Annotated in this window: 31 protein-coding genes and 1 pseudogene; 24 read left to right on the forward strand and 8 right to left on the reverse strand. The window is 60.4% G+C overall.

Going from position 1 to position 24,024, the window contains the following annotated elements:
* The 16 genes and pseudogenes from HJB82_RS05790 (at nt 1) to HJB82_RS05865 (ending at nt 13,027) form a co-directional block, all read left to right on the forward strand.
* The gene (locus HJB82_RS05790) at nt 1–729 is read left to right on the forward strand and encodes a bifunctional 2-polyprenyl-6-hydroxyphenol methylase/3-demethylubiquinol 3-O-methyltransferase UbiG (protein ID WP_221133246.1); all 729 of its coding nucleotides are present in this window, start codon (nt 1–3) and stop codon (nt 727–729) included.
* A gap of 64 nt (nt 730–793) precedes the next feature.
* The gene (locus tag HJB82_RS05795; protein WP_221139693.1) at nt 794–1,981 is read left to right on the forward strand and encodes a glycine C-acetyltransferase; all 1,188 of its coding nucleotides are present in this window, start codon (nt 794–796) and stop codon (nt 1,979–1,981) included.
* Nucleotides 1,982–2,202: 221 nt separating this feature from the next.
* Entirely contained in the window at nt 2,203–3,240 is a 1,038-nt protein-coding gene (gene tdh / locus HJB82_RS05800) for an L-threonine 3-dehydrogenase (protein ID WP_207581225.1), read from the forward strand.
* A 9-nt stretch (nt 3,241–3,249) separates the two neighbouring features.
* Nucleotides 3,250–3,592 (forward strand): annotated as a pseudogene (locus HJB82_RS05805) (GFA family protein).
* 84 nt (nt 3,593–3,676) lie between these two features.
* Nucleotides 3,677–3,973 (forward strand): hypothetical protein, encoded by a 297-nt coding sequence (locus HJB82_RS05810; protein ID WP_221115837.1) that lies wholly within the window; start codon nt 3,677–3,679, stop codon nt 3,971–3,973.
* A gap of 88 nt (nt 3,974–4,061) precedes the next feature.
* Nucleotides 4,062–6,119 (forward strand): RNA polymerase sigma factor RpoD, encoded by a 2,058-nt coding sequence (gene rpoD, locus HJB82_RS05815; protein WP_207581222.1) that lies wholly within the window; start codon nt 4,062–4,064, stop codon nt 6,117–6,119.
* 207 nt (nt 6,120–6,326) lie between these two features.
* A complete protein-coding gene (locus tag HJB82_RS05820; RefSeq protein ID WP_221139694.1) occupies nt 6,327–6,620 on the forward strand; it encodes a GYD domain-containing protein in 294 nt (97 codons plus the stop codon).
* Nucleotides 6,621–6,798: 178 nt separating this feature from the next.
* Entirely contained in the window at nt 6,799–7,518 is a 720-nt protein-coding gene (locus tag HJB82_RS05825) for a DUF930 domain-containing protein (RefSeq protein WP_221139695.1), read from the forward strand.
* 36 nt (nt 7,519–7,554) lie between these two features.
* Nucleotides 7,555–8,658 carry a DUF930 domain-containing protein gene (locus HJB82_RS05830; RefSeq protein WP_221139696.1) on the forward strand — a complete coding sequence of 368 codons (1,104 nt, stop codon included), beginning with the start codon at nt 7,555–7,557 and terminating at the stop codon, nt 8,656–8,658.
* 105 nt (nt 8,659–8,763) lie between these two features.
* Nucleotides 8,764–8,925 (forward strand): hypothetical protein, encoded by a 162-nt coding sequence (locus tag HJB82_RS05835; RefSeq protein WP_204330488.1) that lies wholly within the window; start codon nt 8,764–8,766, stop codon nt 8,923–8,925.
* On the forward strand, nt 8,922–9,710 hold the full coding sequence (locus tag HJB82_RS05840) for an APH(3') family aminoglycoside O-phosphotransferase (RefSeq protein ID WP_221139697.1): 789 nt from the start codon (nt 8,922–8,924) through the stop codon (nt 9,708–9,710). Before HJB82_RS05835 ends, HJB82_RS05840 begins: the two co-directional genes overlap by 4 nt.
* Before the next feature lie 62 nt (nt 9,711–9,772).
* The gene (locus tag HJB82_RS05845; RefSeq protein WP_221139775.1) at nt 9,773–10,579 is read left to right on the forward strand and encodes an AraC family transcriptional regulator; all 807 of its coding nucleotides are present in this window, start codon (nt 9,773–9,775) and stop codon (nt 10,577–10,579) included.
* Nucleotides 10,580–10,658: 79 nt separating this feature from the next.
* Nucleotides 10,659–11,558, forward strand: coding sequence for a DMT family transporter (locus tag HJB82_RS05850; protein WP_221139698.1), 900 nt, complete (start codon nt 10,659–10,661; stop codon nt 11,556–11,558).
* A gap of 3 nt (nt 11,559–11,561) precedes the next feature.
* A complete protein-coding gene (locus tag HJB82_RS05855) occupies nt 11,562–12,254 on the forward strand; it encodes a B3/4 domain-containing protein (protein ID WP_221139699.1) in 693 nt (230 codons plus the stop codon).
* Between the two features lie 79 nt (nt 12,255–12,333).
* Entirely contained in the window at nt 12,334–12,732 is a 399-nt protein-coding gene (locus HJB82_RS05860) for a DUF427 domain-containing protein (RefSeq protein ID WP_221139700.1), read from the forward strand.
* 61 nt (nt 12,733–12,793) lie between these two features.
* Complete coding sequence (locus tag HJB82_RS05865) at nt 12,794–13,027, forward strand: DUF6894 family protein (protein WP_221139701.1); 234 nt, start codon at nt 12,794–12,796, stop codon at nt 13,025–13,027.
* A 213-nt stretch (nt 13,028–13,240) separates the two neighbouring features.
* Here HJB82_RS05865 and HJB82_RS05870 read toward each other — a convergent pair whose 3' ends face one another.
* Nucleotides 13,241–13,486 carry a DUF6894 family protein gene (locus HJB82_RS05870; RefSeq protein WP_207581212.1) on the reverse strand — a complete coding sequence of 82 codons (246 nt, stop codon included), beginning with the start codon at nt 13,484–13,486 and terminating at the stop codon, nt 13,241–13,243.
* Nucleotides 13,487–13,615: 129 nt separating this feature from the next.
* Between HJB82_RS05870 and HJB82_RS05875 the strand changes: the two genes are divergently transcribed.
* From HJB82_RS05875 to HJB82_RS05885, 3 genes are all read left to right on the forward strand, one after another.
* Entirely contained in the window at nt 13,616–14,335 is a 720-nt protein-coding gene (locus HJB82_RS05875; protein ID WP_221139702.1) for a Crp/Fnr family transcriptional regulator, read from the forward strand.
* Nucleotides 14,336–14,499: 164 nt separating this feature from the next.
* Nucleotides 14,500–15,720, forward strand: a complete 1,221-nt coding sequence (locus HJB82_RS05880) for an MFS transporter (RefSeq protein WP_221139703.1) — start codon at nt 14,500–14,502, stop codon at nt 15,718–15,720.
* 3 nt (nt 15,721–15,723) lie between these two features.
* Entirely contained in the window at nt 15,724–16,392 is a 669-nt protein-coding gene (locus tag HJB82_RS05885; RefSeq protein WP_221139704.1) for a DUF922 domain-containing Zn-dependent protease, read from the forward strand.
* A gap of 46 nt (nt 16,393–16,438) precedes the next feature.
* Here the strand turns inward: HJB82_RS05885 and HJB82_RS05890 are convergent, their stop codons facing one another.
* Nucleotides 16,439–16,789 (reverse strand): YidB family protein, encoded by a 351-nt coding sequence (locus HJB82_RS05890; protein ID WP_221139705.1) that lies wholly within the window; start codon nt 16,787–16,789, stop codon nt 16,439–16,441.
* A 70-nt stretch (nt 16,790–16,859) separates the two neighbouring features.
* The gene (locus HJB82_RS05895) at nt 16,860–17,345 is read right to left on the reverse strand and encodes a hypothetical protein (RefSeq protein WP_207581207.1); all 486 of its coding nucleotides are present in this window, start codon (nt 17,343–17,345) and stop codon (nt 16,860–16,862) included.
* A gap of 267 nt (nt 17,346–17,612) precedes the next feature.
* Between HJB82_RS05895 and HJB82_RS05900 the strand changes: the two genes are divergently transcribed.
* The 4 genes from HJB82_RS05900 (at nt 17,613) to HJB82_RS05915 (ending at nt 19,474) form a co-directional block, all read left to right on the forward strand.
* Nucleotides 17,613–17,966 (forward strand): DUF1428 domain-containing protein, encoded by a 354-nt coding sequence (locus tag HJB82_RS05900; protein WP_207581206.1) that lies wholly within the window; start codon nt 17,613–17,615, stop codon nt 17,964–17,966.
* Between the two features lie 87 nt (nt 17,967–18,053).
* Nucleotides 18,054–18,476, forward strand: coding sequence for a secondary thiamine-phosphate synthase enzyme YjbQ (locus HJB82_RS05905; protein WP_221139706.1), 423 nt, complete (start codon nt 18,054–18,056; stop codon nt 18,474–18,476).
* Between the two features lie 156 nt (nt 18,477–18,632).
* On the forward strand, nt 18,633–18,938 hold the full coding sequence (locus HJB82_RS05910) for a hypothetical protein (protein ID WP_221139707.1): 306 nt from the start codon (nt 18,633–18,635) through the stop codon (nt 18,936–18,938).
* 176 nt (nt 18,939–19,114) lie between these two features.
* Nucleotides 19,115–19,474 (forward strand): hypothetical protein, encoded by a 360-nt coding sequence (locus HJB82_RS05915; protein WP_221115827.1) that lies wholly within the window; start codon nt 19,115–19,117, stop codon nt 19,472–19,474.
* Between the two features lie 116 nt (nt 19,475–19,590).
* On the opposite strand, the gene HJB82_RS05920 is transcribed toward HJB82_RS05915, so the two are convergent.
* Nucleotides 19,591–20,331 carry an SIMPL domain-containing protein gene (locus tag HJB82_RS05920; RefSeq protein ID WP_221115826.1) on the reverse strand — a complete coding sequence of 247 codons (741 nt, stop codon included), beginning with the start codon at nt 20,329–20,331 and terminating at the stop codon, nt 19,591–19,593.
* A gap of 589 nt (nt 20,332–20,920) precedes the next feature.
* Nucleotides 20,921–21,067, reverse strand: a complete 147-nt coding sequence (locus tag HJB82_RS05925) for a hypothetical protein (RefSeq protein ID WP_003593213.1) — start codon at nt 21,065–21,067, stop codon at nt 20,921–20,923.
* A gap of 249 nt (nt 21,068–21,316) precedes the next feature.
* Here HJB82_RS05925 and HJB82_RS05930 point away from each other — a divergent pair, with 249 nt between their 5' ends.
* Nucleotides 21,317–21,511: a hypothetical protein gene (locus tag HJB82_RS05930; protein ID WP_207581201.1), complete on the forward strand. Its 195-nt coding sequence runs from the start codon at nt 21,317–21,319 to the stop codon at nt 21,509–21,511.
* A gap of 260 nt (nt 21,512–21,771) precedes the next feature.
* Here HJB82_RS05930 and HJB82_RS31505 read toward each other — a convergent pair whose 3' ends face one another.
* The 3 genes from HJB82_RS31505 to HJB82_RS05935 all read right to left on the reverse strand — a co-directional run bounded on the left by HJB82_RS31505 (nt 21,772) and on the right by HJB82_RS05935 (nt 23,815).
* Nucleotides 21,772–21,966, reverse strand: a complete 195-nt coding sequence (locus tag HJB82_RS31505; protein WP_259671359.1) for a hypothetical protein — start codon at nt 21,964–21,966, stop codon at nt 21,772–21,774.
* 290 nt (nt 21,967–22,256) lie between these two features.
* Nucleotides 22,257–22,466 carry a hypothetical protein gene (locus HJB82_RS31885; protein WP_207581200.1) on the reverse strand — a complete coding sequence of 70 codons (210 nt, stop codon included), beginning with the start codon at nt 22,464–22,466 and terminating at the stop codon, nt 22,257–22,259.
* 281 nt (nt 22,467–22,747) lie between these two features.
* Nucleotides 22,748–23,815, reverse strand: a complete 1,068-nt coding sequence (locus HJB82_RS05935) for a hypothetical protein (protein WP_221139708.1) — start codon at nt 23,813–23,815, stop codon at nt 22,748–22,750.
* Nucleotides 23,816–24,024: the final 209 nt, after the last annotated feature.

Here is a 24,024-nt window from a genome sequence, read left to right on the forward strand (position 1 = left end):
ATGACCCGAAATATCTACGATCGAGTGGAATTCTTCGCCGGATACAGCGAACTTAGCCGCTCCGTCCGCGGGCTGGACGGAGCGTCCGAATGGCCGGCGGTTCGAGCACTTCTGCCTGACCTTACCGGCAAACGCGTTATTGACCTCGGTTGCGGCTTCGGCTGGTTTTCGCGATTTGCCGTGGGCCAAGGTGCTGCAAGCGTTCTCGCGCTTGATATTTCGGAAAAGATGATCGCCCGAGCGCGGACCGATACATCGGAAGCCGCGATCACCTACGAGATCGCCGATCTCGAGCATCTCCAGCTTGCCGGAGCCTCCTTCGATTTCGCCTATAGCTCGCTGGCGCTGCACTATGTCGAGGACTTTGCCGGTGTCGTTGCCACCGTGCATGACGCGCTTTTGCCGGGATCGCAATTCGTCTTCACCATCGAGCATCCGATCTTCATGGCGCCGAGCAACCCGGACTGGTCTACCGATGTCGAAGGTCGGCGTGTCTGGCCGCTCGACCGCTATGCCGTCGAGGGTCCGCGCACGACCGACTGGCTCGCCAAGGATGTCGTCAAACAGCATCGCAAGCTTGGAACGACGCTCAACACCTTGATCGCGGCTGGTTTCGCCATCCGCCATGTCGAGGAGTGGAGCCCGAATGATCTGGAATTGCAGAACAATCCCGATTGGGTCCAGGAATTGGACCGGCCGATGTTCCTGCTGATCTCCGTCCAGCGCTGAAGAAGACAAGCCGGCGGCGATATGCTAACCCGGCTGGCACGGAAATCTCTACGAAGGGCCGCCCATGACCTCGCAATTTCTCTCCCATCTCCAAGCCGAGATTTCGGCGCTGAAGGATGCCGGCCTCTACAAATCCGAGCGCATCATCAGCTCCAAGCAGGCGGGCGAGATCGTGATTTCGACCGGCGAACGGGTGCTGAATTTCTGCGCCAACAACTATCTCGGCCTTGCCGACAACGAGGAGCTGGCCGAGGCGGGCAAGCAGGCACTCGATCGCTACGGCTACGGCATGGCTTCGGTGCGCTTCATCTGCGGCACGCAGGAGGAGCACAAGCAGCTCGAAGCGCGCATCTCCACCTTCCTGGGCATGGAAGACACGATCCTCTATTCTTCCTGCTTCGACGCCAATGGCGGCCTTTTCGAAACGCTGCTCTCCGAGGAAGACGCGATCATCTCGGACGCACTGAACCATGCCTCGATCATCGACGGCGTCAGGCTTTCGAAGGCCAAGCGCTTCCGCTACGCCAACAACGACATGGCGGCACTCGAAGAGGAATTGAAGAAGGCCGAAGGCAGCCGCTTCAAGCTGATCGCCACCGACGGCGTCTTCTCGATGGACGGCATCATCGCCAATTTGGGCGGCGTCTGCGATCTCGCCGAGAAATACGGCGCGATGGTCATGGTCGATGATAGCCATGCGGTCGGCTTCGTCGGCAAGAACGGCCGTGGCTCCCCAGAACATTGCGGCGTCGAAGGCCGGATCGACATCATCACCGGCACGCTCGGCAAGGCGCTCGGCGGCGCCTCCGGCGGTTATACCTCGGCCAAGGCCGAGGTCGTCGAATGGCTGCGGCAACGTTCGCGGCCCTATCTGTTCTCGAATACGCTGGCGCCGGTCATCGCCGCTGCCTCGCTCAAGGTGTTCGACCTGATCGAAAACGGTGATGCCTTGCGCAAGCGCCTGTCCGACAATGCCGATCTCTTCCGCACCGAAATGACCAAGCTCGGCTTCACGCTCGCCGGCAAAGGCCATCCGATCATCCCGGTCATGCTGGGAGATGCCAAGCTTGCCCAGGACATGGCGAGCCTGATGCTGAAGAGGGGCATCTATGTGATCGGATTCTCCTTCCCCGTCGTGCCGAAGGGCCAGGCACGCATCCGCACGCAGATGTCGGCCGCGCATTCCAGGGCGGATGTGGAGCGGGCGATCGCGGCCTTTGCCGAGGCAGGGCGGGAACTGGGCGTGATTTGAGAATGGGGCTGCCATCTTCCTCTTCTCCCCAGCGGGGAGAAGATGTCCGACAGGACAGATGAGGGGGAGGAGCAAAGCGACGTTTCGAGCGGCAAGCGAGAAACAAAGTAAAGTCATGGCGTGCCGTGTGGCCCCCTCATCCGCCCTACGGGCACCTTCTCCCCGGTGGGAGAAGAGGGAGTCGCAAGGTCCGGAACCAGAACAAGGGCGGGATATTGTCGATGTCGAACATGATGAAGGCGCTGGTCAAGTCGAAGGCCGAAGTCGGGCTCTGGATGGAGAATGTGCCGGTGCCGGAGGTCGGGCCGAACGACGTGCTGATCCGGGTGAAAAAATCGGCGATCTGCGGCACCGACGTGCATATCTGGAACTGGGATCAGTGGGCGCAGAAGACCATTCCGGTGCCGATGGTCGTCGGCCATGAATTCTCAGGCGAGATCGCCGAGATCGGTTCGGCGGTCACCCGCTATCATGTCGGCGAGCGGGTTTCCGGCGAGGGCCATATCGTCTGCGGCAAGTGCCGCAACTGCCGGGCCGGCCGTGGCCATCTCTGCCGCAACACGCTCGGCGTCGGCGTCAACCGGCCGGGTTCGTTCGGCGAGTTCGTCTGCATTCCCGAAAGCAATGTGGTGGCGATCCCGGAGGATATATCCGACGAGATCGCCGCGATCTTCGATCCGTTCGGCAATGCGGTGCACACCGCGCTTTCCTTCGATCTGGTCGGCGAGGACGTGCTTGTCACCGGCGCCGGGCCGATCGGCATCATGGGCGCGCTCGTCGCCAAACGGTCCGGCGCCCGCAAGGTTGTGATCACCGATATCAATCCGCACCGGCTGGCGCTGGCGCGCAAGCTCGGGATCGACCACGTTGTCGACGCATCGAACGAAAATCTCGCCGATGTGATGAAGGCGATCGGCATGACCGAAGGTTTCGACGTCGGGCTTGAAATGTCGGGCGCCGCACCCGCCTTCCGCGACATGATCGACAAGATGAACAATGGCGGCAAAATCGCCATTCTCGGCATTGCGCCGGCGGGCTTCGAGATCGACTGGAACAAAGTGATCTTCAAGATGCTCAATCTCAAGGGCATCTATGGCCGCGAAATGTTCGAGACCTGGTACAAGATGATCGCCTTCGTCCAAGGTGGTCTCGACCTTGCGCCGATCATCACCCACCGTATCAAGATCGGCGAATTTCGCGACGGTTTCGAGGCGATGCGGTCGGGCAACTCCGGCAAAGTCGTCATGGATTGGATGTGAGGTGGTCAGATGCTCTATGAAGGAAGCTGCCGGCGGCAAGGTCGCTTTCGAGGTCGAAGGTGAATTCACCGAGGCTCTCGATTGCAATTGTTCGTTCTGCCGGCGGGGCGGGCTTCTGGCCTTCGTGCCGCGCGACAAGCTGGTGCTGAAGACACCCGAAGCCGATCCTTCGACCTATACATTCAACAGGCATGTCATCCGGCATCACTTCTGCGCCAATTGCGGCATCGCGCCGTTCGGCGAAGGCGTGGCCCCGGACGGTGCGGCGATGGCTTCGATCAATCTGCGCTGTATTCCCGCGGTCGATCTCGGCGCGCTGAAGGTGACGGCCTATGATGGCGAGGCAAAGTAACAAAGATTCGTCCGGACAGAGGCGAATAGATCAACGATAGGACTGCAAAAATAGCGCGAATAACTGGCGCGGCGCGCAAAATCTTTGCTGCCCTTGTCTTTTGTTCGCCGCGTCTTAAATAAGGGGTTCGCAATCGCTGCCGCGGTTCAAAGCCTGTGGATAAGGCTTTTTCCGATTTTTCGTGAGCTTTTTTTGTGGAAAAGCTTGACGAGAGCAAAAAATGTGGGAATCACCGTTCGACTTGTTGAAACGGTGAACTGGGTCAAGGCGGATCGCGCAACCATTGCCGGAAATCCAAAGGCAAGAAAGCTTTGCTGTCCGGTGCCGGCGATCGTGGTTAATCAGGCTTTAAATGTCATCCCGTTAGGTGGGCAATGGTGATTCGAGGGCGGCGCGAGCGACGCGTCCGGCCCTGAGACGGCCCATTACCGCAGCGAGATTGGATAGCGTCAGGAAGGCGACGATATAAATGGCAACCAAGGTCAAAGAGAACGAAGACGCGGAAGTCGAACGCGACAGCGCAACCGACGGCCCTCTTCTCGATCTTTCCGACGACGCGGTCAAGAAGATGATCAAGGCCGCCAAGAAGCGCGGCTATGTGACGATGGACGAGCTCAATGCTGTCCTGCCGTCCGAGGAAGTCACTTCCGAGCAGATCGAAGACACGATGTCGATGCTTTCGGATATGGGCATCAACGTCATCGAGGACGAAGAAGCCGAGGAAGCCGGTGCTTCCAGCGGCGGCGATGATGACGACGCCAGTTCCGACGAGGAGAGCGAAGGCGGCGAACTCGCGCCTTCGAGCGGCACGGCGCTTGCTACCGCCAAGAAGAAAGAACCGACTGACCGTACCGATGATCCGGTGCGCATGTACCTGCGCGAGATGGGCTCGGTGGAGCTTCTTTCCCGCGAGGGCGAAATCGCCATCGCCAAGCGCATCGAGGCCGGCCGCGAAACGATGATCGCAGGCCTCTGCGAAAGCCCGCTGACCTTCCAGGCGATCATCATCTGGCGCGACGAACTCAACGAAGGCACGACGCTGTTGCGCGAGATCATCGATCTCGAAACGACCTATTCCGGTCCTGAAGCCAAGGCTGCGCCGCAGTTCCAGAGCCCCGAGAAGATCGAGGCCGACCGCAAGGCCGCCGAAGAGAAGGAAAAGACCCGCCGCGCCCGCTCCGGCGACGACGACATTACCGATGTCGGCGGCGAGGGCCTGCCCCCCGAGGAGGAGGAAGAGGACGAGGACGAATCCAACCTTTCGCTGGCGGCGATGGAAGCCGAGCTTCGCCCGCAGGTGATGGAGACGCTGGATACGATCGCCGAGACCTACAAGAAGCTGCGCAAGCTGCAGGACCAGCAGGTCGAGCAGCGCCTGTCGGCATCCGGCACGCTGTCGACCGCCCAGGAGCGCCGCTACAAGGAGCTCAAGGACGAGCTGATCAAGGCCGTCAAGTCGCTGTCGTTGAACCAGAACCGCATCGACGCCTTGGTCGAGCAGCTTTACGATATCAACAAGCGCCTTGTTTCCAACGAGGGCCGCCTGCTGCGTCTCGCCGAATCCTACGGCGTCAAGCGCGACTCCTTCCTTGAGCAGTATCAGGGCGCCGAGCTCGATCCGAACTGGATGAAGTCGATCGGCAATCTGGCCGCCCGCGGCTGGAAGGAATTCGCCAGGGGCGAAAACACGACGATCCGCGACATCCGCCAGGAAATCCAAAACTTGGCGACGGAAACCGGTATTTCGATCTCGGAATTCCGCCGCATCGTGCATATGGTGCAGAAGGGCGAGCGCGAAGCGCGCATCGCCAAAAAGGAAATGGTCGAAGCGAACCTTCGCCTCGTCATCTCCATCGCCAAGAAATACACGAACCGCGGCCTGCAGTTCCTCGACCTCATTCAGGAAGGCAATATCGGCCTGATGAAGGCGGTCGACAAGTTCGAATACCGCCGCGGTTACAAGTTCTCGACCTATGCGACATGGTGGATCCGCCAGGCGATCACCCGTTCGATCGCCGACCAGGCCCGCACGATCCGCATTCCGGTGCACATGATCGAGACGATCAACAAGATCGTCCGCACATCGCGCCAGATGCTGCATGAGATCGGCCGCGAGCCGACGCCGGAAGAACTGGCCGAAAAGCTCGCCATGCCGCTCGAAAAGGTCCGTAAGGTCTTGAAGATCGCCAAGGAGCCGATCTCGCTCGAGACCCCGGTGGGCGATGAAGAGGATTCGCATCTCGGCGATTTCATCGAGGACAAGAACGCACTGCTGCCGATCGACGCCGCCATCCAGGCGAACCTGCGCGAGACGACGACCCGTGTCCTCGCCTCGCTGACGCCGCGCGAAGAACGTGTTCTGCGCATGCGCTTCGGCATCGGCATGAACACCGACCACACGCTCGAAGAAGTCGGCCAGCAATTCTCGGTCACCCGCGAACGTATCCGCCAGATCGAAGCGAAGGCGCTGCGCAAACTCAAGCATCCGAGCCGCTCGAGAAAGCTGCGCTCGTTCCTCGACAGCTAAGACTTCGACGACAACGTTATGATTGGAAAAGCCGGGCTTCATGTCCGGCTTTTGCTTTTGTGATTAACACCAATGATCGCGATGGCTTTCTTGTCCCTTAGTGGTGACAAGGCTATAATCCCGGCCCACGGGGGAAGGATCGATCGCGACGCGCGAACGAGGTCGACGTAGCCTTGCGTAGGCCAATCCTCCGTTGGGAGGTGCGACATGACCACTTACATTCTTTTAATCGATTGGACGGATCAGGGCATTCGCTACGTTCGCGACTCGACAAAGCGGCTGGACGCGGCGAAGAAATTGCTCGCCGGCGTCGGCGGCTCATTCAACCAGTTCTTCCTGACGATGGGCGGGCATGACATGGTTGCCGTCTGCGAGGCGCCCGATGACGCGGTGATGGCGCATTTTACGCTCTCGCTCGCCATGGGCGGCAATGTGCGGACCGAGACGCTGAAGGCATTCCCGGAAGCGGCCTATCGGGATCTTATCGGCTCGCTCGGCTGAATGCAATTAATGATTGTGTATTTTGCCTGTTGCATGGCTTCGGCTGTGCTGGCAGTGTCAGGTCGTGCTTCAGATTCCGCGGCAGGGCTACCGGCCCGATTTTTCGGCAAACTTCATGATGAACGCGCTCCTCAGTTTCATGATCGTCATCGATCGTCCGATTGCCGCTTGCTGACCGATGGAACTGGCGGCGGGCAAATGGGATGGCGGGATCCAGCGGGGCGCGGCTGCGTCGTTTGCGTTGCATGCCGCTGCGCTCCTGCTTCTTCTGCTGTTGTTGCCGAAGGCCGAGCCGCCACCATTGCCCGATGACGGTTTCTCGGTGGAGATCGTTCCGCAGCCCGTGGAATCGCTGAAAACGCCCGAGCTCGTCAAGGCGCCTTCGCCGGAACAGGCAAAGCCCCAGGCCGAGCGGGATGCGCCGGTTGCGAATAATCCGGCTGCTGCGGCAATGCCTTCTGTGACACCAATCGCTCCACTGGTGCCAAAGCCGGCTGAATTCGTCGCGGCAAGCCGGCTTTTTTCCGACAAAGTGCTTGCCGATCCGCGCAGCCGGCGCGCCCGCGAGGCGTTGCGTGGCCTTGCTGGCGGCGAGCGCAATCTGCAGCTCTGCGACCTCGAGGCGCTGGAGCAGGTGCGCCGCGCGCGGCCGGATATGCGGCCGGATACGGTCGCCCCCTTTGCGATGGCGCCGGAGAAGGTCAGCAGCAACAGCGTCGAGGTGAGAGGCGGCGCCTTCCGTAGCAAGAGGGCGTGGTACAACATTCAGTTCCAATGCGGGCTCGATGCCGGCTCCGGCAAGGTTATGTCCTTTGCCTTTCTGGTCGGCGATGCCATTCCGCAAGGTGAATGGCAGGCGCATGATCTGGTGGCCGACGACGGGGCTGCCGACCAATGACTTCAATCGCTGCTGCGATCACGCGGTTTTTTTCTTTTGTGGCTTGATGCTGCTCGCTTTAAAGGCCACATCGCTGCTGTGACAGAAGAAGACGTTGTACCGGCGGAAACGCAGCACGAAACGAGAAAGCAGCGGCCCGAAATCCGCTGGGGTGTCGTCGCGTCCGTGCTTCTGCATGTTCCCCTTGTCGCGCTTCTAATCTTTGGGCTGCCGAAGATCGAGCCGAAACCTGCCGAAGACGAAAGCGTGAAGGTCGAGCTCGTTCCGCCGCCGGAGGAGAAGAAGCCGGAGCCCAAGCCCGAGGAACCACCGGCGCCGAAGCCGCCGGAACAGGCGAAGAAGCAACCGCCGCCGCCACCTCCACCTCCACCTCCACCTCCACCTCCACCGGAGGCTAAGAAAGCTCCCGAGCAAGCGAAGCCGATGCCGACTCTCCGCCCGGTCATCGAGTTTGGCGACAAGAATAGCGGCCCCGAAAAGTCGCTCACGGGAAATTCTTCTCAGGGTGAAACCAAACCCGCAACGACCCCGCCGCCGCAGGATATCGAACCGGAGCAGGTGCCTGCAAAGGCTGCGGTCGAAAAACCCAAAACGGACGAGCCTCCATCGAAACCCGTGCCAGATGATGTGAAGCTTCCTGAGGTTGCGACGACGGACGTTTCTCCGGAACGCAATGGGCCGCCGGCAGACGTGTCTGGCGAAGCCAATACGACTATCGAGCAGACCAAACCGCCTGAGCAAAAGACTGCTGAGACGTCGAAACCGATTGCTAAAAATAGCGATCTACCCAAAGCGAAAACGCTGTTTTCACAGACGGACGGTGGCAGTTTGATTGCGCAAACTGCCATCGATGGCCTTCCACGTAAAAATCGAGTGGCCACGCTATGCGCCACCGAGCTTCAGGCCCAACTTGTTCACGGTTCGCCGCCTTATTTCCCCTTCTCATTGCCCAGTTTTGGGTTGCGAGCCGGCAGCATTCTCAACGTGGACGATGCGGCCTTTGGCACAACCAAAGGCTGGTACCACGTTCGTTTCCGGTGCGAGTTAGATGAGGGAGCGACGAAAGTCGTGTCGTTTGCCCACGAAGTTGGCGGGTTGATCCCCCGCAGTCAGTATGCGAAGTATGATATTCGTGACTAGTCCTCGCGATGGGATCGCGTCTCATCGGCAACAAGCCACACGCAAGGAACCGCATCTAGCCTCTCCTCATGGCCGTGATGATACGGTGCAGAAGAGGACAATGATATGTCGAACGAGATCGAGCATTTTCTTGAGCGTCAGGATGAAGCCGTGAGCGCACTGTTCCTGGAGAACAAGGGCGACGAGCTGACCGATATTCTGGTGGCGGCTCTGGAAGAGGCGTTCGAAATCCTTCTCGAAGCCGCGCCTGCCGGCACCATTCATTGACATTTTCTGAGAGATTGCCGGCTGGATCGCTTGGCGCACGGCTGTCCGGCTACCGGATGGAACGGGATGCGCTGGGTCGTTCCGCAGCGAGCGTCTTCCGGCTGGAAGGCGAGGGCTTGCCGGTCCTCTACCTTAAGGTCGAGGCAATGGGGCCATTCGGCGAGCTTGCCGATGAAGCAGCCCGGTTGAGCTGGCTCAAGGGCTGCGGTTTGCCATGCCCTGACGTGATCGCCCGCGAGAGCGACGGCGAGCGCAACCGGCTGCTGATCAGCGCGCTGCCCGGGAATGATCTTGCCAGCGCATCGGCGCTGACGCCGCTGGCACGGGTCGAACTGCTGGCGGCGGCCCTTCTCGACTTGCATCGTCTGCCGATCGCATCCTGCCCCTTCGATCACCGGCTGGAGAGCCGCATTGCGGTGGCGAAAGCGCGGATGCTGGCCGGCATCGTCGACGAGACCGATTTCGGCGAGACGCGGCTTGGAAAAAGTGCCACGGCGCTGTTTGCCGAACTCGAAAGCAGAAAGCCTGGCGGCGAGGATCTCGTCGTCACCCATGGCGATGCCTGCCTGCCGAATTTCATCGCTTGGGCAGAGGGTTTTTCCGGCTATATCGACTGCAGCCGGCTTGGTGTCGCCGATCGCTATCAGGATATCGCGCTCGCCTGCCGCAGCATCGCCCATAATTTCGGCGAGGCGCTGGTGCAGCCTTTCCTCGATGGTTACGGCATGCCGGCCACGGATCCGGCCAGGCTGGATTATTATCAGCTGCTCGACGAGTTCTTCTAGGTCGATTGCGTCAAGTCGCCGCGGCTGGCAGAGTGGCCGGCGATCGGATCTGCGGGCAGATGATGGCGAAAAACCAATTCAGGATGTTGCGCTCGGCGCTGGCGGGCGTCGAAGCGGTGGAAGCGGAAACACATCACAGTTTTTCCCGGCACACGCATGAGCAATTCGGCATCGGGCTGATTTCGGCCGGCGCGCAGTCGTCGCTGAGCGGCCGCGGCGTGGTGGAGGCCGAGGCCGGCGACATCATCACCGTCAATCCGAACGAAGTGCATGACGGCGCGCCGATCGGCCAGCGGCGGTCGTGGCGCATCCTCTATTTCGATCCTGAGATCGTCGCCGGCCTGGCGCGAGAGATCGGCGACGGCGGGGCAGGGCGATCAGAAATCCCGCATCCCGTCATCCGCAATAGGGCGATCGCCGCCCGTTTCGAGGTCCTGTTTCGTGCGGTTACTGGCGGTGGAGTGGCCGATGCTCTGCTCCGCGAGCAACTGCTTCTGCAGCTTGTGGCCGATGTCATGCGCGAACGCGGCGGCAGCGACGAGCAGCCGCCGGTGCCCGCGTCGATCCGCGCGGCCCGAGATCTGATCGACGACGATCCGCTCGCCGCCGTCTCGCTGACCGATCTCTCCCGGGAAAGCGGGCTCAGCCGCTTTCAGGTGCTGCGCGGTTTTGCCAAGGCGACGGGATTGACGCCGCATGCCTATCTCGTCCAGGCCCGCATTCACCTCGCACGGCGGCTGATCGCTCAGGGAACGCCGCTTGCGGAAGCGGCCTTTGCCAGCGGCTTTGCCGATCAGAGCCACATGACGCGGGTTTTCGTGCGCAAATACGGCCTGTCACCGGGCCTCTATGCCGGCGGCTTTATGTAAAGAGCCCGCGCCTGCAATTTCGTTCAAGACCCAAACACGTCCCTGCTGTTTCCTCGGCGCGTCCAACAGGAGACGTTGAATGTCGAGACAAGCTCACGGGTATTTCTATCTGGCGCTGGCCATGCTGACTGTGGGAAGCACGGTGATTGCCAGCAAGCTGATTGCGTCCGGCTTGCCGCCGTTCAGTGCCACGGCGTTGCGTTTCGCGCTGGCTTTTCCCATCTTGCTGGTGGCGATGCGCGTGACCGGCGTGCGGCTGCCGAAACTCTCCAAGAAAGATTGCCTCATCCTCGTCATTCAGGCCGGCGCCGGCAGCGTCGGTTATACGACGCTGCTGATTTCCGGCCTCCGCCTGACCTCGGCGGCCGGCGCCGGCGTGATCATCGGCACCCTGCCGGTGGTGTCGGCAGCGATCTCCATCCTGCTGCTTGGCGAACGGCCGAAGCCCGCCCTGCTTGTTGCAGTGGCGCTGGCGACGGCAGGCGTGTTTTCGATCGCCTTCAGCCCGGATGCTTCAGGCGGATCATTCTCCGGCAATGCGCTGATCTTCTGCGCCGTCGTCTGCGAAGGGCTGTTCATCCTGCTGAACAAGAGGCTGAGGGCGGTGATCCCGCCGCTTGCCCAGTCGACGCTAATGGCTGGCATCGGCCTCGTCGTCGCCATCATCCCGGCGGTGTTCGAAGCGCCTGTCGCGCCGGGGATTTCCGCAAGCGCTGTCGTTGCCGTCGTTTATTATGCGCTGGTGCCGACTGTCGGCGGCTTCCTGCTCTGGTATGCCGGTGCGGCAAGGGTGAGCGGCACGGAAGCCGCGCTCTTCACGGCGCTCGCGCCGGTTTCCGCCGTCATGCTGGCTTTCCTCATCCTCGGCGAGCCGGTCGGGCTCAACCAAATCGCCGGCATCGCCTGCGTGCTGGCGGCCGTGCTCGGGCTTGCCCTTGCCGACAGCCGGGTGGCGCTGAAAATATCCGGAGGGAGATAGGCCATGCAATTCCGTCATTCCGATTCCATCTGGCAGGACTTTCCGGAGCTTCGCGCCGGTGCGCTTCATGTGGAAAGTATCCATGCGGATGCTGATGTCGAGGCGGCGATCGCCAGCTTCGGCGCGATTGCCGAGGCCCGGCTGGCCGCAGCGCCGGAAGGCGAGTTTCCTGAAATCCAGGCGTGGCGGCGCGGTTTTTCCCGAATGGGGCTGAAGCCGACGCAATATCGCTCGGCCTCCGAAGCGCTGCTGCGCCGCTTCCGCCAGGAGCATGGCCTGCCGCGCCTGCATCCGCTGATCGATCTCTGCAATGCGATTTCGCTCGCCTTCGCCATTCCGATTGCCGTCTTCGACACCGAGAAGATCACTGATGATCTCGAGGTCCGGCGAGCCGGGGGCCACGAGACCTATCTTACCTTCGGCGGCGAAATCGAACATCCGGAACCGAACGAAGTGATTTTCGCAGACAGTGCAGAGAGGGCGCATGCTCGGCGCTGGACGAACCGGCAGAGCGGGCTTTCGGCGGTGCGGCAGACGACGCACTCGGTGCTGATCGTTGCCGAGGCCCTGCATGACTCCGCGGCCGAGGATATCGGCACGCTGATCGAAACGCTCGCGGATGCACTGACACGTCACTGGCCGGCGGCGCCGAAAACGGCGATGCTGAGCCTGAGATCACCGCTTTTCGAATTCTAGATGCCGGCGTTTCAGGCCTTGGACGAACCGCATGCCCACCCTATCTCCACGGCATCGACATTTCCTGGAGGCGAACCCTATGTCAGACAAATCGATCAAGATCCCGGGGCCGGATCATCCGATCACCGTAGAACACAATCCCTCCCGCGTCGTCGTCACGCTTGACGGCAAGGTGATTGCCGATAGCCACGATGCGCTGACGCTTCGCGAAGCCTCCTATCCGCCGGTGCAGTATATTCCGCGCAAGGATGTGGACATGGCACTGCTGCAGCGCACCGACCATACCAGCCATTGCCCCTATAAGGGCGGTGCCGCCTATTACAGTATCATTGCGGGCGGCGATCGGTCGAAGAATGCGGTCTGGACGTACGAGGCGCCGAATGCCGCGGTCAGCAATATCAAGGACCATCTCGCCTTCTATCCCGACCGGGTCGACGGCATCGAGGAAATGGCTTCACCGGAAGCCGGCACCTTCTGATCACGGCAGTCGGAACATGTTGCCCGCGGGATCGTTAGCGTGTTCTAGCAGGGGATGTGTCGTGCCTAAATTCTACTTTCAGCTCCTCGATCGTGATGGTGTCGGGGCGACCGAGACCGGATATCAATTCGCCTCCATCGAGGCCGCCAAAGCGGAGGCGCGGCGCGTGCTCGCCGAGATGGCCGCCGAAGGCCTGCCGGCGGAACCTCTGAACATGCTGTCGGTCGAACTCTTCGACGAAAGCCGGCGGCCGATTGCGGAAATCCGGCTGATTCTCGAGGAAATCGCGAAATAGCCGAGGCCGGAATGCTGCTTGCGATGTTTGTCAGAGCAATGGCGCGACTATGTCAAATTTAATTGCCAGCGGTGGAGGCGGGTCTTAATGCATGTCGCCCGGAGGTGTGCAGCGGTTCCGGGCGAACGACATGCATAAAAAAAGAGCCTAAGCGTAGCGGCGACCGAGTGGGATTGGTGCCGGAGACCTGCGGCAACCCTGAAACCGTTGCCGCTACCGCAAGACGTCGAGCCATTCATTGTTGAAGACGAGACTGGCAACCGTCACCGGGTCGCCGCTTTCGTTGCGAACGGTGACGGCGATGACGGCGCGATCACCCGCAGGCAGTTCGTCACGGGCCACATCCAGCAGGATGCGGGTCACCTCTTTCGAAATGTCCTCGCGCGATCTGAGCTCGGTGCCGTGCTCGTCGCGTGTGGGACCTTCGCCATTATGCAGATCGAAAAAATAGCGAGCCATGTTCTTTCCTGTGCGTCACAGGGGAAATTACAGATGAAGACAATTGTTCCCGAGGCCAGGCATTGATTCCTATAGAAAATACAGGTCGCATCGTCATGATCCCCTCTTTCGAACTCGGCGGACGAGCTCGTGATTGAAGCCCTGCTGCTCAACCTTGGAAGCCGCGATGTGCTGTCGACCGAGGAGGAAAACCGTCTCAGGTCGATCCTGGTCAAGGACCGGCACTTTGCTGCCGGAGAGGATATTGTCGCCGAAGGCAGCCGCCCGCCCTACAGCACGCTGCTGCTCGATGGTTTCGCTGCGCGCTACAAGGTGATGGCCGATGGCAGCCGCCAGATCACCGCGCTGCATGTCGCCGGCGATTTCGTCGACCTGCACGCCTTTCCCCTCAAGAAAATGGATCACGGCATCGTTGCGCTCTCGGCCTGTCATGTTGCTTTCGCCGATCATGGCGATCTCCGGGCGATCACCGAGCGCATGCCGCATCTGACCCGGCTGCTCTGGCTCGATACTCTGATCGATGGCGCCATTCACCGGGAATGGATCGTCGCCATGGGCCGGCGCTCGAAACGGGCTCAGATCGCCCACCTCGTCTGCGAGCTTTTCGTGCGCTTGCAGGTCGTCAAGCGGACGCGGGGCGCCAGCTTCCAATTTCCGTTGACGCAGATCGAGATGGCCGACGTGCTCGGCATTTCCGTCGTCCATCTGAACAAGACGCTGCAGGCGCTGCGGCGCGAGGGGGTGTTTACCTGGGAGAACCGGACGATCACCATCGTCGATTGGGAGCGCCTGCAGGAAATCGCCGAATTCGATCCCGCCTATCTCAGCATCCACAGTGAGCCGCGCTAAAGCGCCCGGGATTAAGCTTGCGTCATGCGGCGCCCCGTATGGCGTAACCGGGTCGCGCCAGCGCATTCCGATTGACAAACAGCGTATCGGGGCAGAACACCGTTCCGACCTTCCCAGAACTCCCAAGAAGGCTGGCGCAGCCGCGGCCTGCCGGTGACATCGCAATGGACATATCCCAAGGCCCGCGGAGCGTTCTTCGCCACCCAGGCTATCTGAACTTCGCTGCCTCCCGCGTGTTTTCCTCGCTTGCATTCCAGTCCATCGGCATTGCCATGGGCTGGATGATCTATGACCAGACGCATAGCGCCTTTGCGCTCGGCCTCGTCGGCCTCTGCCAGTTCCTGCCGATGGCGCTGCTGACCTTCGTCGTCGGCCATGTCGCCGACCGGTTCGACCGGCGGCGCATCGGCCTCGTCTGCCAGGTGATCGAGTCGGTGACGGCGCTGGTGCTGGCGGTTGCCACCTGGCAGCAACGGCTGACGCCAGCCGGCATTCTTGTCGCGGTCACGGTGCTCGGCGCCGTCGTCGCCTTCGAGCGGCCGACCATGGCGGCGCTGCTGCCGAATATCGTGCCGGCCTCGATGCTGCAAAAGGCGGTCGCAACCTCCACTTCGCTGATGCAGACGGCGCTGATCATCGGCCCGTCACTCGGCGGCCTGCTTTACGGGCTGAACCCGGTCGCGCCCTTTGCCGTGTCGGCGCTGCTCTTTGCCGTCGCGAGCGTCAACGTCATCTCGATCCGCATGCAATGGGCGCCTGCCAAGCGCGAGCCGGTGACGCTTGCCTCGGTCTTTGCCGGCGTCTCCTTCATCCGCAGCCGGCCGGTGATGCTCGGCACCATCTCGCTCGATCTCTTCGCAGTGCTGCTCGGTGGCGCAACCGCGCTGCTGCCGATGTTTGCCAGCGATATCCTGCATGCCGGCCCCTGGGGACTGGGCTTCTTGCGCGCCGCACCGGCGGTCGGCGCGCTCGCCATGTCGATCGTGCTGGCCCGCCGGCCGCTCGAAAGCAATGTTGGGCGCAAAATGCTTGCCGCCGTTGCGGTATTCGGCGTCGCCACCATCGTCTTTGCACTCTCCACCAATATCGCGCTTTCCGTCGCCGCACTGCTCGTCGTCGGCGCGTCCGATACGGTCAGCGTCGTCGTGCGCAGCTCGCTGGTGCAGCTTCTGACGCCGGACGAGATGCGGGGCCGCGTCAGCGCCGTCAACTCGCTGTTCATCGGCACCTCCAACCAGCTCGGCGAATTCGAATCCGGCATGATGGCGGCAGCCCTCGGTCCCGTCGCCACCGGCATCGTCGGCGGGCTCGGCACTGTTATCGTCGTGCTCCTGTGGGTGCGGCTCTTCCCCGACCTGACCAAGGTCAAGACGCTGCAGGGCTGATGCATGGCTGGTGCGTTGAAAGCAGCGGCGGCCGCCGTTAGGTTCGCCCGAAACATTATTCGGCGGGGACCGCGCGTGACGAAAGTTTTTCTATCCTGTGTGCTCGCGACCGTGTTCGCATCGGCGCCGATCGTGGCGCTGGCCGATTGGCAGGCTGTGGAAGAGGTGCGGCCCTATTCGATATCGGGAACGACCGGCGCCGAACTCTACGAATCGATCGGGGCGCGGGGGCCTGAAGCCGGCGCGAGCCGGGCGATCGCGCATACGACGTTCAAGCTGACATGGACCCGGAAATACGAACCGCAGGGCAATGCCTGCGTCATCATCACCAACCGGCCGAAGCTCATCATCACCTATACGCTGCCGAAGCCATCGGCAGCGCTGGCGCCTGCCGTTAGAAGCAGCTGGGATGCCTTCATTACGGGCGTGTACGCCCATGAGCGGGTGCATGGCGACACCATCAAGGCGATGGTCAGGGAAATCGAGGCGATGAGCATCGGCCTCACCGTCGCCGATGATCCCGACTGCAAGAAGATCCGGATCGAGCTGACGCGCCGCCTCGGCGAGATTTCCATGAGGCAACGCCAGAGCGGCCGCGACTTCGACAAGATCGAACTCGGCGACGGCGGAAATATCCAGCAGCTCATCCTCAAGCTGGTCAATGGGCCCTGATCGGGCCGAAGCGTGCCAAGGGAAGGCCGCTATGGCGTGTTGAGACTCAGGGCGTCCGGATCGTGCCGTCCGGGCTTGCCTGATCGACCGCGACCGGCAGGTGTTGCGCGAGGATATTCGCCACCTGGTCCGTCGGCACGCCAAGCTTCTGCGCAAGCGAGACGAGATATTCGTTCGAGAGTGCGGAACGGATTTCGTCTGGGGTGATCGGCTGGTTTTCGCCACGCCCGAGCCAGGAATTGACACGCGACCCGAGGCCGGCGTCGTTCAGTTTCGTCACCACGCCGTCCAGGCCGCCGAATTGGGAAAAGGCATCGGACATCAGTCCGCCGAGGCCGCCCGGATGGTTGCTGATCGCCTTGCTCAGCATGCCGCCCAAATTATCAAAGAGACTCATCGCATCCTCCGTGTAGATCGTGATCGGCGCCGCCGCGTGGCGACGCCTGTGATAGCCGAGCGAAAAGACGTCAGGACTTGAGTTTGCTGTTGCAGATGCTGTAATAGCCGCCGCCCTTCTTGATCCAGGTGAGGCCGCCCAGGCTGTCATTGGCCTTGTCGGTTTTGTATTGATCGAGACAGGTATGCATTCTCGCCTTACCCGGGGTCTCGCTTGCGTATTTCGCCGAGACCTTGGTGGGGAAGACCACGCCCTTCGGAGCCTTGGTCGTGGTTGCCGGCGGTTCGGATGCATTGTCCGTATTGGCCATCGTCGGCTCTTCGTTCTTGGCATCGCCCGCAGCAGGTGCTGTGGCCGCAGGTGCTGCCGCGGCATCGGTTCCGCACTGCGCCTTACGGAAATCGTTCCACTTCATTCCATTCAGGCTGTTGGCCGCTTGTGCCGCTTTGTATTTGGCGCTGCATTCGTTCATCGTCAGCGCATTCGCGTGAGACGCGAAGGTAAATGCTCCGATACCAAGGGCGACGGCTGTTCCGATAGAAGCAAGTTTGATCATGAATACATCCTCCAAGAGCTGTATTGATGTCGACGCCTGAACGCGGGCACACGCCGCGTAGGCGGGTGCTGTCAGGTAACATTAGATCGCGGAGCAATACTGTCAAATTTTAGGCGTTCATTATATAAGTGGAGAATAAATCAGTAAATTTCGATACAGCCGTGTTGCCAGCCCGCTTTCGATCGGGTGAACGGTCGGTCGGTCTGGAACTACCCGACTGGTCTCCTATTTCTCCCGTCAGCGTGAGATAGATGGAGGAGGCGTGCAATGTCCTATGTCGATGGTTTCATCGTGGCGGTGCCGAAGGAGAATATCGAAGCCTATAAGGAATTCTCGGCCTTCGCCGGGTCGATCTGGAAGGAATATGGCGCGCTCGAATATGTCGAATGCATCGGCGACGACGTGCCCTATGGCACGCTGACCTCCTTTCCTCGCGCCGTGCAAGCCAAAGAGGACGAGGTGGTGGTGTTTTCCTGGATCGTCTACCGGTCGCGGCAGGAGCGCGACGATATCAATGCCAAGGTGATGGCCGATCCCAGGCTCAAAGGCGACCAATGGCAGATGCCGTTTGATGGCAAGCGGATGATCTATGGTGGCTTCGAGACGCTGCTCAGGCTCTGATGCCGGCGCTCCCGCTTTTCGAGGCATTGACTTGGCCGCCATGACGCGCCAACTCGCGGGGATATCACTCCGAGACGGGAGAGCGCCTTGCCCCAGACGGTCCTTACACTAGCCACACGTGGGCAGGGACTTTACGAATTCACCGACCAGGCGAAGGCCTTCGTCAGAGCGGCTGGGCAGGAGGAGGGGCTTCTCACCGTCTTCGTGCGGCACACTTCCTGTTCGCTGCTGATCCAGGAAAATGCCGATCCCGACGTACAAACCGATCTTCTCGCCTTCTTCCGCCGCCTCGTGCCGCCGGCCTCCGATCCCGCGATGGGCTGGGTCGTGCATAGGGCCGAGGGGCCGGACGACATGCCGGCGCATATCAAGGCGGCGCTCACTCAGGTGTCGATCGGCATCCCCGTCGCGAGGGCGCGGCTGATGCTCGGCACCTGGCAGGGCCTTTATTTGTTCGAACATCGCGACCGGCCGCACCGGCGCGAAATCGTCCTGCATCTCAGTGCCTGAAAGGATTAATCCTTCTGAATGAGAACTGAATGCGCGGTTCGAACGCCATTCAGTTTGCAGCGTTTACTGTCGAGACAATCCCTGAAGGGAGAGTTCGAGCATGTCGCGCAATTACGACATGCGTAAAAACAAAGAACAAATCGACGGAGACGCCCCATGACGCATTTGCTCGCCAAAGCCTCGCTTGCCGCATTGCTCGCCCTCTGCTCCATTCCGGTCACGGCTTCGACCGCGGCAGCCGCAGGGCAGCAGACGAACCTCGTCGTCGAAGCGCAATACCATCGTCCGATCCGCGGTTGCTCGCCGATGCATGCGGTGCGCAAGGCGCGCGACTTCGGCCTGCGCGATGCCCGCATCACCCGCATGTCGCCGCGCGTCGTCGTCGTTGCGGGGCGTGAGCGTCGCGGCTGGGACAGGATCACCTTCGCAAATGTCCGCGGCTGCCCGCTGATCCGGCGCTGAGGACTGAGCCGGCAAGCACCGACACGGCGCTTGCCGGCCGCTTTTGCCTTGACGGCGACACTTTCACTTGTCTCTTCTCTAGCCCGTATGGGTGATTCCCAAATGACGCTTCGGCGGAATGCGGAGTAATAGGCGGGCGGCTCGGCCGCACCGACTTTCAAACGAAAGGTTTTTAAATGATGCAGTTTTTGGCAAAGGCGGGTCTTGCCGCCATGCTGACAGCCGGCACCCTTGCCGGCACGATGGCGCCTGCCGCCGCGCAGTTGAATATCATTATCGGCGATCAGGATCGTGATCAGCCGCGGGATTACCGCCGTCCGCCGCCCGGCTACGACCGTCCGCCTCTGGGCTACGATCGCCGGCCGCGCGGTTGCGATCCGCGTCTCGCTGAAGATATGGCCCGCGATTTCGGCTTCCGCCGCGCCCGCGTCGTCGACGTCACGCCGCGCCGCGTCATCGTCCAGGGCTGGACACGTCGCGGCCCCGACCAGATAAGCTTCGGCAACGTCCGCGGCTGCCCCGCTCTGCGTCGCTGATATCGACTAGAATACCGACCGCCTTTGCCAGTCTCCCGGATCGGCAAGGGCGGTTTTCTTTTTGTGTAATTCTTTGACAGCGCCGCGCGTCTGAAGGACACGCGGCGCTGTCATGCTTACTGATCGATGGCGAAGGTCACGGTGACGCTGACATTGTAACTGTTCTCGCCGCCCTGGACGGGAACGGCAGCGTCGGAAGCTTCCTTCATCATCGTGGCGCGATAGGCGGGCTGCGGCATCGGGCGAGGGACGTTCTCGTTGATCTCGATGATCCGGCCGAGCTTGACGCCAGCGGCTTCGCTCAGCGTCTTCGCCTTCTTGACGGCCTCGGCGACGGCATTCTTGCGCGCCTGTTCGAGGGCTGCTTCCGGCTTGTCGTTGGTGAACTGGATGTCGCCGCCCTGGTTGATACCGAGGGTGACGGACTGGTCGATCACCTGGCCGAGTTTGGCGAGATCGCGCAGCCTGACGGTGACCGAATTGATGGTCTGGTAGCCGATCAGCTGCGGCTGCTGTTGCTGGCCATCGACCGGCTGCGGATAGTTATATTGCGGCTGGATGGAAAAGCCTGAGGTTTGTAGATCGCGCTCGGCGATGCCGCCGTCCTTCAGCGCCTTAAGCACCTCGTTCATCGCCTTGTTGTTCTCGTCGAGCGCTTCGCGGGCGGTTTTCGCCTGCTTGACGACCGCGAGATTGACGACAGCCATATCGGGAGCGATGGCCGATTCGCCATCGCCCGTCACCGAGATCACCGCCTCGCGCGGCTTTGCTTCCTGCGCCAATGCGGGCGCTGCGCTGCCAAGCGGCAGAGCCAGAAGGGCAGTCATCAGAATAGTTTTGGAGAGAATCGGCGCCATGTTTCATTCCCTAGTTGTCGTTTCCCGGAACCACTTTCTGTCGGTTGATTGTGAAGCTATTGCGGCGGAAAGGAAGGGCGGAGGCGCATCGGGAGAAAAATGTGCGGGATGCGTGGGTGGAACTCAAAATCCGTTCAGCGGTCGGCTGCAACATTCGGCTCAACAGGGAGTGAAAGAGAACGCGTCCTGTGCTGGCGAGTAACGGAGAGTGTGCCGTGTCAGCCCCCTCTGCCCTGCCGGGCCCGGGGTCGAGCCGCGGGTCTCGACCCGTCCTTCGGACCCCCACGGGTGGGGAGATTGGCTGGGCGCACGGGTTTCCCCAGACAATTGGCGTCGCAGAACGACGCAACGGAAGAGAGGTAGGAAGGCCTAGCCACTTGCCGATCTCCCCACCTGTGGGGGAGATGCCCGGCAGGGCAGAGGGGGCCGACCACGGCACACCCTCTCCATCCTGGGCACGGTTTTCACCGGCTTGGTCTGCAGTTCCACGGTTTCGCAGGCGCCGAAGGCCGGCCTGTCGACTGGTCCTAGTTCCGGAAGGAATTGCCTATTTCTTGATCAGAAGCCGCAGACGGCTTCGCGGCGCGCTTTATGCGCCGAAATCATCCATAAACGACGGATGGATCGCAGGCTTGCGCTCTTCGCGCGCGTCGCGAAAACGCTGGGGAACCGCACCGAGACCGGTCACGAAACGGGTCAGGAGATTGCGGTTGAAAAGTTTATGCAGGGCACTCATGGCAGTTCACTCATTCTTTTTTTTGTTAGCCGGCAGCATATATTTTGCCCAAGCTGCCATCGCAATGGGCAATTTTACATGACAGTTATGCGACAGTGCATGGCTCGGAGGCAGGTGAAAGGCGATCACATTGGCGTTAGGCGGGGCCGCCGAGGCGGCCAACCGCTCTAAATCCTCACAAACACCCGTCATCGCGTGGTAGATTGCCCTCTTGGGCTGAAATCACGCCCTTCCGAAGGAGACGCTCAGATGAACCGATTTTTCGCCTTTATCGCGACCGGAACGCTGATCAGCCTTGCAACGATCACGTCGGCCTGCACGTCGTCCGGAAGCCTCGACCAGACCTCTTCGATCGGCGACGGTTACTATCACGAGAGTCGCCCGCTCAACCCGGCCTGCGGGGGCGGGTTCAGACCTAGCGACGGGCGTTCTTGTAGTTATTAGGAAGAGTCCTGAGCACCATGTCGTTGGACGAAGTCAGTCTGATGCTGTCGTGGCGGTAGCCTATGTTTCGCCCCACATCGCCCCTATGGCCCAATCCACGACTGGCTTCCCATGGACCGAGCAAGCGGAGATTGTTGGGCAATTACAGCCAACTGCCTGCAGCCGGCGGCTCCACTTTTCCGTCTGACAAGCATGCCGTGCCGAAAGATGCGGCACCGACCAATGGAGCTATCACGGCACTGGCGTCCGCATTTCCAGCGCTAATAGCTGCACGGACGATCGTTGCCGAATCCATTGCGGCAGGCGGGCCGGAGAGCAAAGTCAGCGCTGTGAGAGGTATACCCGACCGAGCCCGTTTGCACCGAGTCATGTGAGCTCGTGGTGCAGGACGATGCCGACATGGAGATGACGAAGACGGTTGTCATGGCTGCCAATAGTTTGCGAGTTTGTAGCATGTGACCATCCAGCATTGCCCAAAGAGTGTCCTTGTATTCCTGACAACTAGGGTCGATGTGGCATTCCGATAACTGTGCTTGTCGATCAAGATTTCGTTATTTGTTGACAAACCTTCGCCAGCTTCACCCGAGGGCTAAGCCTAACCCGGAAAACCTGTTGGGGAGGCCATTGGCTCTCCAAATAGCCACTCTAGGAAACGCCGCCGCCGAGATAGTCGGTTTTCCGGCTTGGGCCGTGCCGCAATGAACATCACCGCCTTGGACGCCTGCTTGGCGTCCAAAATTATCACTCAGTGAAGCCCTTGCAGTCTGTTCCGCCGCTCTGCCAGCAGTTCATTTTGAACCAGATTCCTGGCATTGTCCGAAAGACCATTCGGCCCGAACAGACCAAGTTCGGTAAACCGCGCTTCGATTTCCTTCGGAATGCTATCCGCTTCGTGTTGGCAGAGGCGCACAAGCCACTTCCATTCGTCGCTAGTCATATCCCTGTGCACGACCATGAATTGCTACCCCTCCCGAGAACAACGACATCCATTAATAAGTACCACAACTTCTATCGAAAGGCAGGTGGCTCGGCGATCAGGCTGATCATGCGCGTATCAATCCGCAAAGCGCTGCCGAACTCGAGGTTTCCGATCATTCTCGGTAAGTCTCCACCAGCCGATAGTTGGCAAACCGTAAGTGATAGGCGGTCTAGACGCTGCCTCCGACGAGACAAATCTCTCGCCAAGTAATCGGCTACGGAGGACAGTAACTATGCCCGAGACGGCGGTCCGGCCATTTAAGCTTCTTGACCAATATGTTCGCGAAGTGCGCTCTCCAAGTCCACCGGGAGCGACATTGGAAGGGTGACGCGGGTTGCTTCCCCTATCACCTCGAAATCGTATTCATCCGGGATCCGATCGAACACCGAAGACCTATTGCCAGTATAGTGCGTTAAAACCTCCAATACCTGATCTACCCCGCACCAGGAGGTTTCACCCAGTGAAGGCAACTGATCGTCAAATGGCCGAGGCGCGGCAAACATTTTGTGTGATCCGGGAAACCAGCGACCAACGACCAGCGTATCGTCGATGTGGCTCATGTAGTAGGCAGCGTCAATTTTGCTGAAAGTGTTGCCGACACGCGAAACATTGTCCACATCCTTACGAACGTCATTTTGCTCGCCGACATCCCAATAGTCGCGAAATACGATTAGCACACGATCCAAATTGACGAATGAATGATTCGCACTTCCTATGAATTCAAATGCGCCTCCAAACGCATGGTCGAGATGGTGGCCTTGGCGTTGTTGTCCAAGGAGCAAACGCGCTTGAGTGGCTAATGTGCGTTTAAAGACGGTTAGACCGTCCGTCTCGGCGGCGCTGTCCAAATCCAGGATCTCTCGGAATGTCTGCGCCCCGGAACCCGCAACCGAAATTACGCCGTCCTTCTCCTGGGCGATTTTCTGCATGTTGTGGCTGAATCCTGCCAAACCTCCATCACATATAAATGCGTTGACGAACCAGGCTGATGCTCGATCAGTCGGAAGTCCCGCTTTATTCAAGATAGTTTTTAGATCCTCCAGCGATAAAGGTTTATCGAGCGGCGCCGCGTAAAGATATCGAAGAGCTTTCTCAAAATTTGCCATCGGCCCGCTCCACCCGAAGACGATATGAGGGCCGATCGTGAAAACCTTCCTTGCTAGGCCAGCAACCCAGAGACCACTTCCATCCAGCTGCTCGGTTTCATTGGGGAGGTCTCGTGTGGGTATGGGCGTGTCTTCGTATGTTTTCTTCGGGGTGGTGACCAACGTGTCTCCAAACGCAAAGTAGGTCTGCCTCCACTTGAAGCTCGCGATCAACGTCATCGTTCATACACCCCCAGTGATATTGCGGATTGCCTCTCTGGCCATTCCGTTTCGAGTGGCGATCTATATTGGAAATTGCTGTCTGTGACGATCACTACATGGTCAAACGACCATCGCAATTTTTCGGGGCGGAATGACATTGAGGATGGTTTGAGGCAGCTTCAAACGAGCTTTAAGAGGGCTTCAACAGATGTCCAAAAATTCCGGAA

The sequence above is a fragment of the Rhizobium sp. NZLR10 genome, assembly GCF_019685125.1.
Lineage (GTDB): Bacteria > Pseudomonadota > Alphaproteobacteria > Rhizobiales > Rhizobiaceae > Rhizobium.

Coding starts and splice junctions, on each gene's coding strand:
- HJB82_RS05920 (WP_221115826.1), bottom strand. CDS start 20,331: ATGGCGCCGATTCTCTCCAAAACTATTCTGATGACTGCCCTTCTGGCT.
- HJB82_RS05925 (WP_003593213.1), bottom strand. CDS start 21,067: ATGAGTGCCCTGCATAAACTTTTCAACCGCAATCTCCTGACCCGTTTC.
- HJB82_RS05895 (WP_207581207.1), bottom strand. CDS start 17,345: ATGATCAAACTTGCTTCTATCGGAACAGCCGTCGCCCTTGGTATCGGA.
- HJB82_RS05890 (WP_221139705.1), bottom strand. CDS start 16,789: ATGAGTCTCTTTGATAATTTGGGCGGCATGCTGAGCAAGGCGATCAGC.
- HJB82_RS05935 (WP_221139708.1), bottom strand. CDS start 23,815: ATGACGTTGATCGCGAGCTTCAAGTGGAGGCAGACCTACTTTGCGTTT.
- HJB82_RS05820 (WP_221139694.1), top strand. CDS start 6,327: ATGACCACTTACATTCTTTTAATCGATTGGACGGATCAGGGCATTCGC.
- HJB82_RS31885 (WP_207581200.1), bottom strand. CDS start 22,466: ATGGTCGTGCACAGGGATATGACTAGCGACGAATGGAAGTGGCTTGTG.
- HJB82_RS05915 (WP_221115827.1), top strand. CDS start 19,115: ATGATGCAGTTTTTGGCAAAGGCGGGTCTTGCCGCCATGCTGACAGCC.
- HJB82_RS05835 (WP_204330488.1), top strand. CDS start 8,764: ATGTCGAACGAGATCGAGCATTTTCTTGAGCGTCAGGATGAAGCCGTG.
- HJB82_RS05900 (WP_207581206.1), top strand. CDS start 17,613: ATGTCCTATGTCGATGGTTTCATCGTGGCGGTGCCGAAGGAGAATATC.
- HJB82_RS05790 (WP_221133246.1), top strand. CDS start 1: ATGACCCGAAATATCTACGATCGAGTGGAATTCTTCGCCGGATACAGC.
- tdh (WP_207581225.1), top strand. CDS start 2,203: ATGTCGAACATGATGAAGGCGCTGGTCAAGTCGAAGGCCGAAGTCGGG.
- HJB82_RS05930 (WP_207581201.1), top strand. CDS start 21,317: ATGAACCGATTTTTCGCCTTTATCGCGACCGGAACGCTGATCAGCCTT.
- HJB82_RS05885 (WP_221139704.1), top strand. CDS start 15,724: ATGGCTGGTGCGTTGAAAGCAGCGGCGGCCGCCGTTAGGTTCGCCCGA.
- HJB82_RS05850 (WP_221139698.1), top strand. CDS start 10,659: ATGTCGAGACAAGCTCACGGGTATTTCTATCTGGCGCTGGCCATGCTG.
- HJB82_RS31505 (WP_259671359.1), bottom strand. CDS start 21,966: ATGCTACAAACTCGCAAACTATTGGCAGCCATGACAACCGTCTTCGTC.
- rpoD (WP_207581222.1), top strand. CDS start 4,062: ATGGCAACCAAGGTCAAAGAGAACGAAGACGCGGAAGTCGAACGCGAC.
- HJB82_RS05845 (WP_221139775.1), top strand. CDS start 9,773: ATGGCGAAAAACCAATTCAGGATGTTGCGCTCGGCGCTGGCGGGCGTC.
- HJB82_RS05825 (WP_221139695.1), top strand. CDS start 6,799: ATGGAACTGGCGGCGGGCAAATGGGATGGCGGGATCCAGCGGGGCGCG.
- HJB82_RS05795 (WP_221139693.1), top strand. CDS start 794: ATGACCTCGCAATTTCTCTCCCATCTCCAAGCCGAGATTTCGGCGCTG.
- HJB82_RS05855 (WP_221139699.1), top strand. CDS start 11,562: ATGCAATTCCGTCATTCCGATTCCATCTGGCAGGACTTTCCGGAGCTT.
- HJB82_RS05870 (WP_207581212.1), bottom strand. CDS start 13,486: ATGGCTCGCTATTTTTTCGATCTGCATAATGGCGAAGGTCCCACACGC.
- HJB82_RS05880 (WP_221139703.1), top strand. CDS start 14,500: ATGGACATATCCCAAGGCCCGCGGAGCGTTCTTCGCCACCCAGGCTAT.
- HJB82_RS05910 (WP_221139707.1), top strand. CDS start 18,633: ATGACGCATTTGCTCGCCAAAGCCTCGCTTGCCGCATTGCTCGCCCTC.
- HJB82_RS05860 (WP_221139700.1), top strand. CDS start 12,334: ATGTCAGACAAATCGATCAAGATCCCGGGGCCGGATCATCCGATCACC.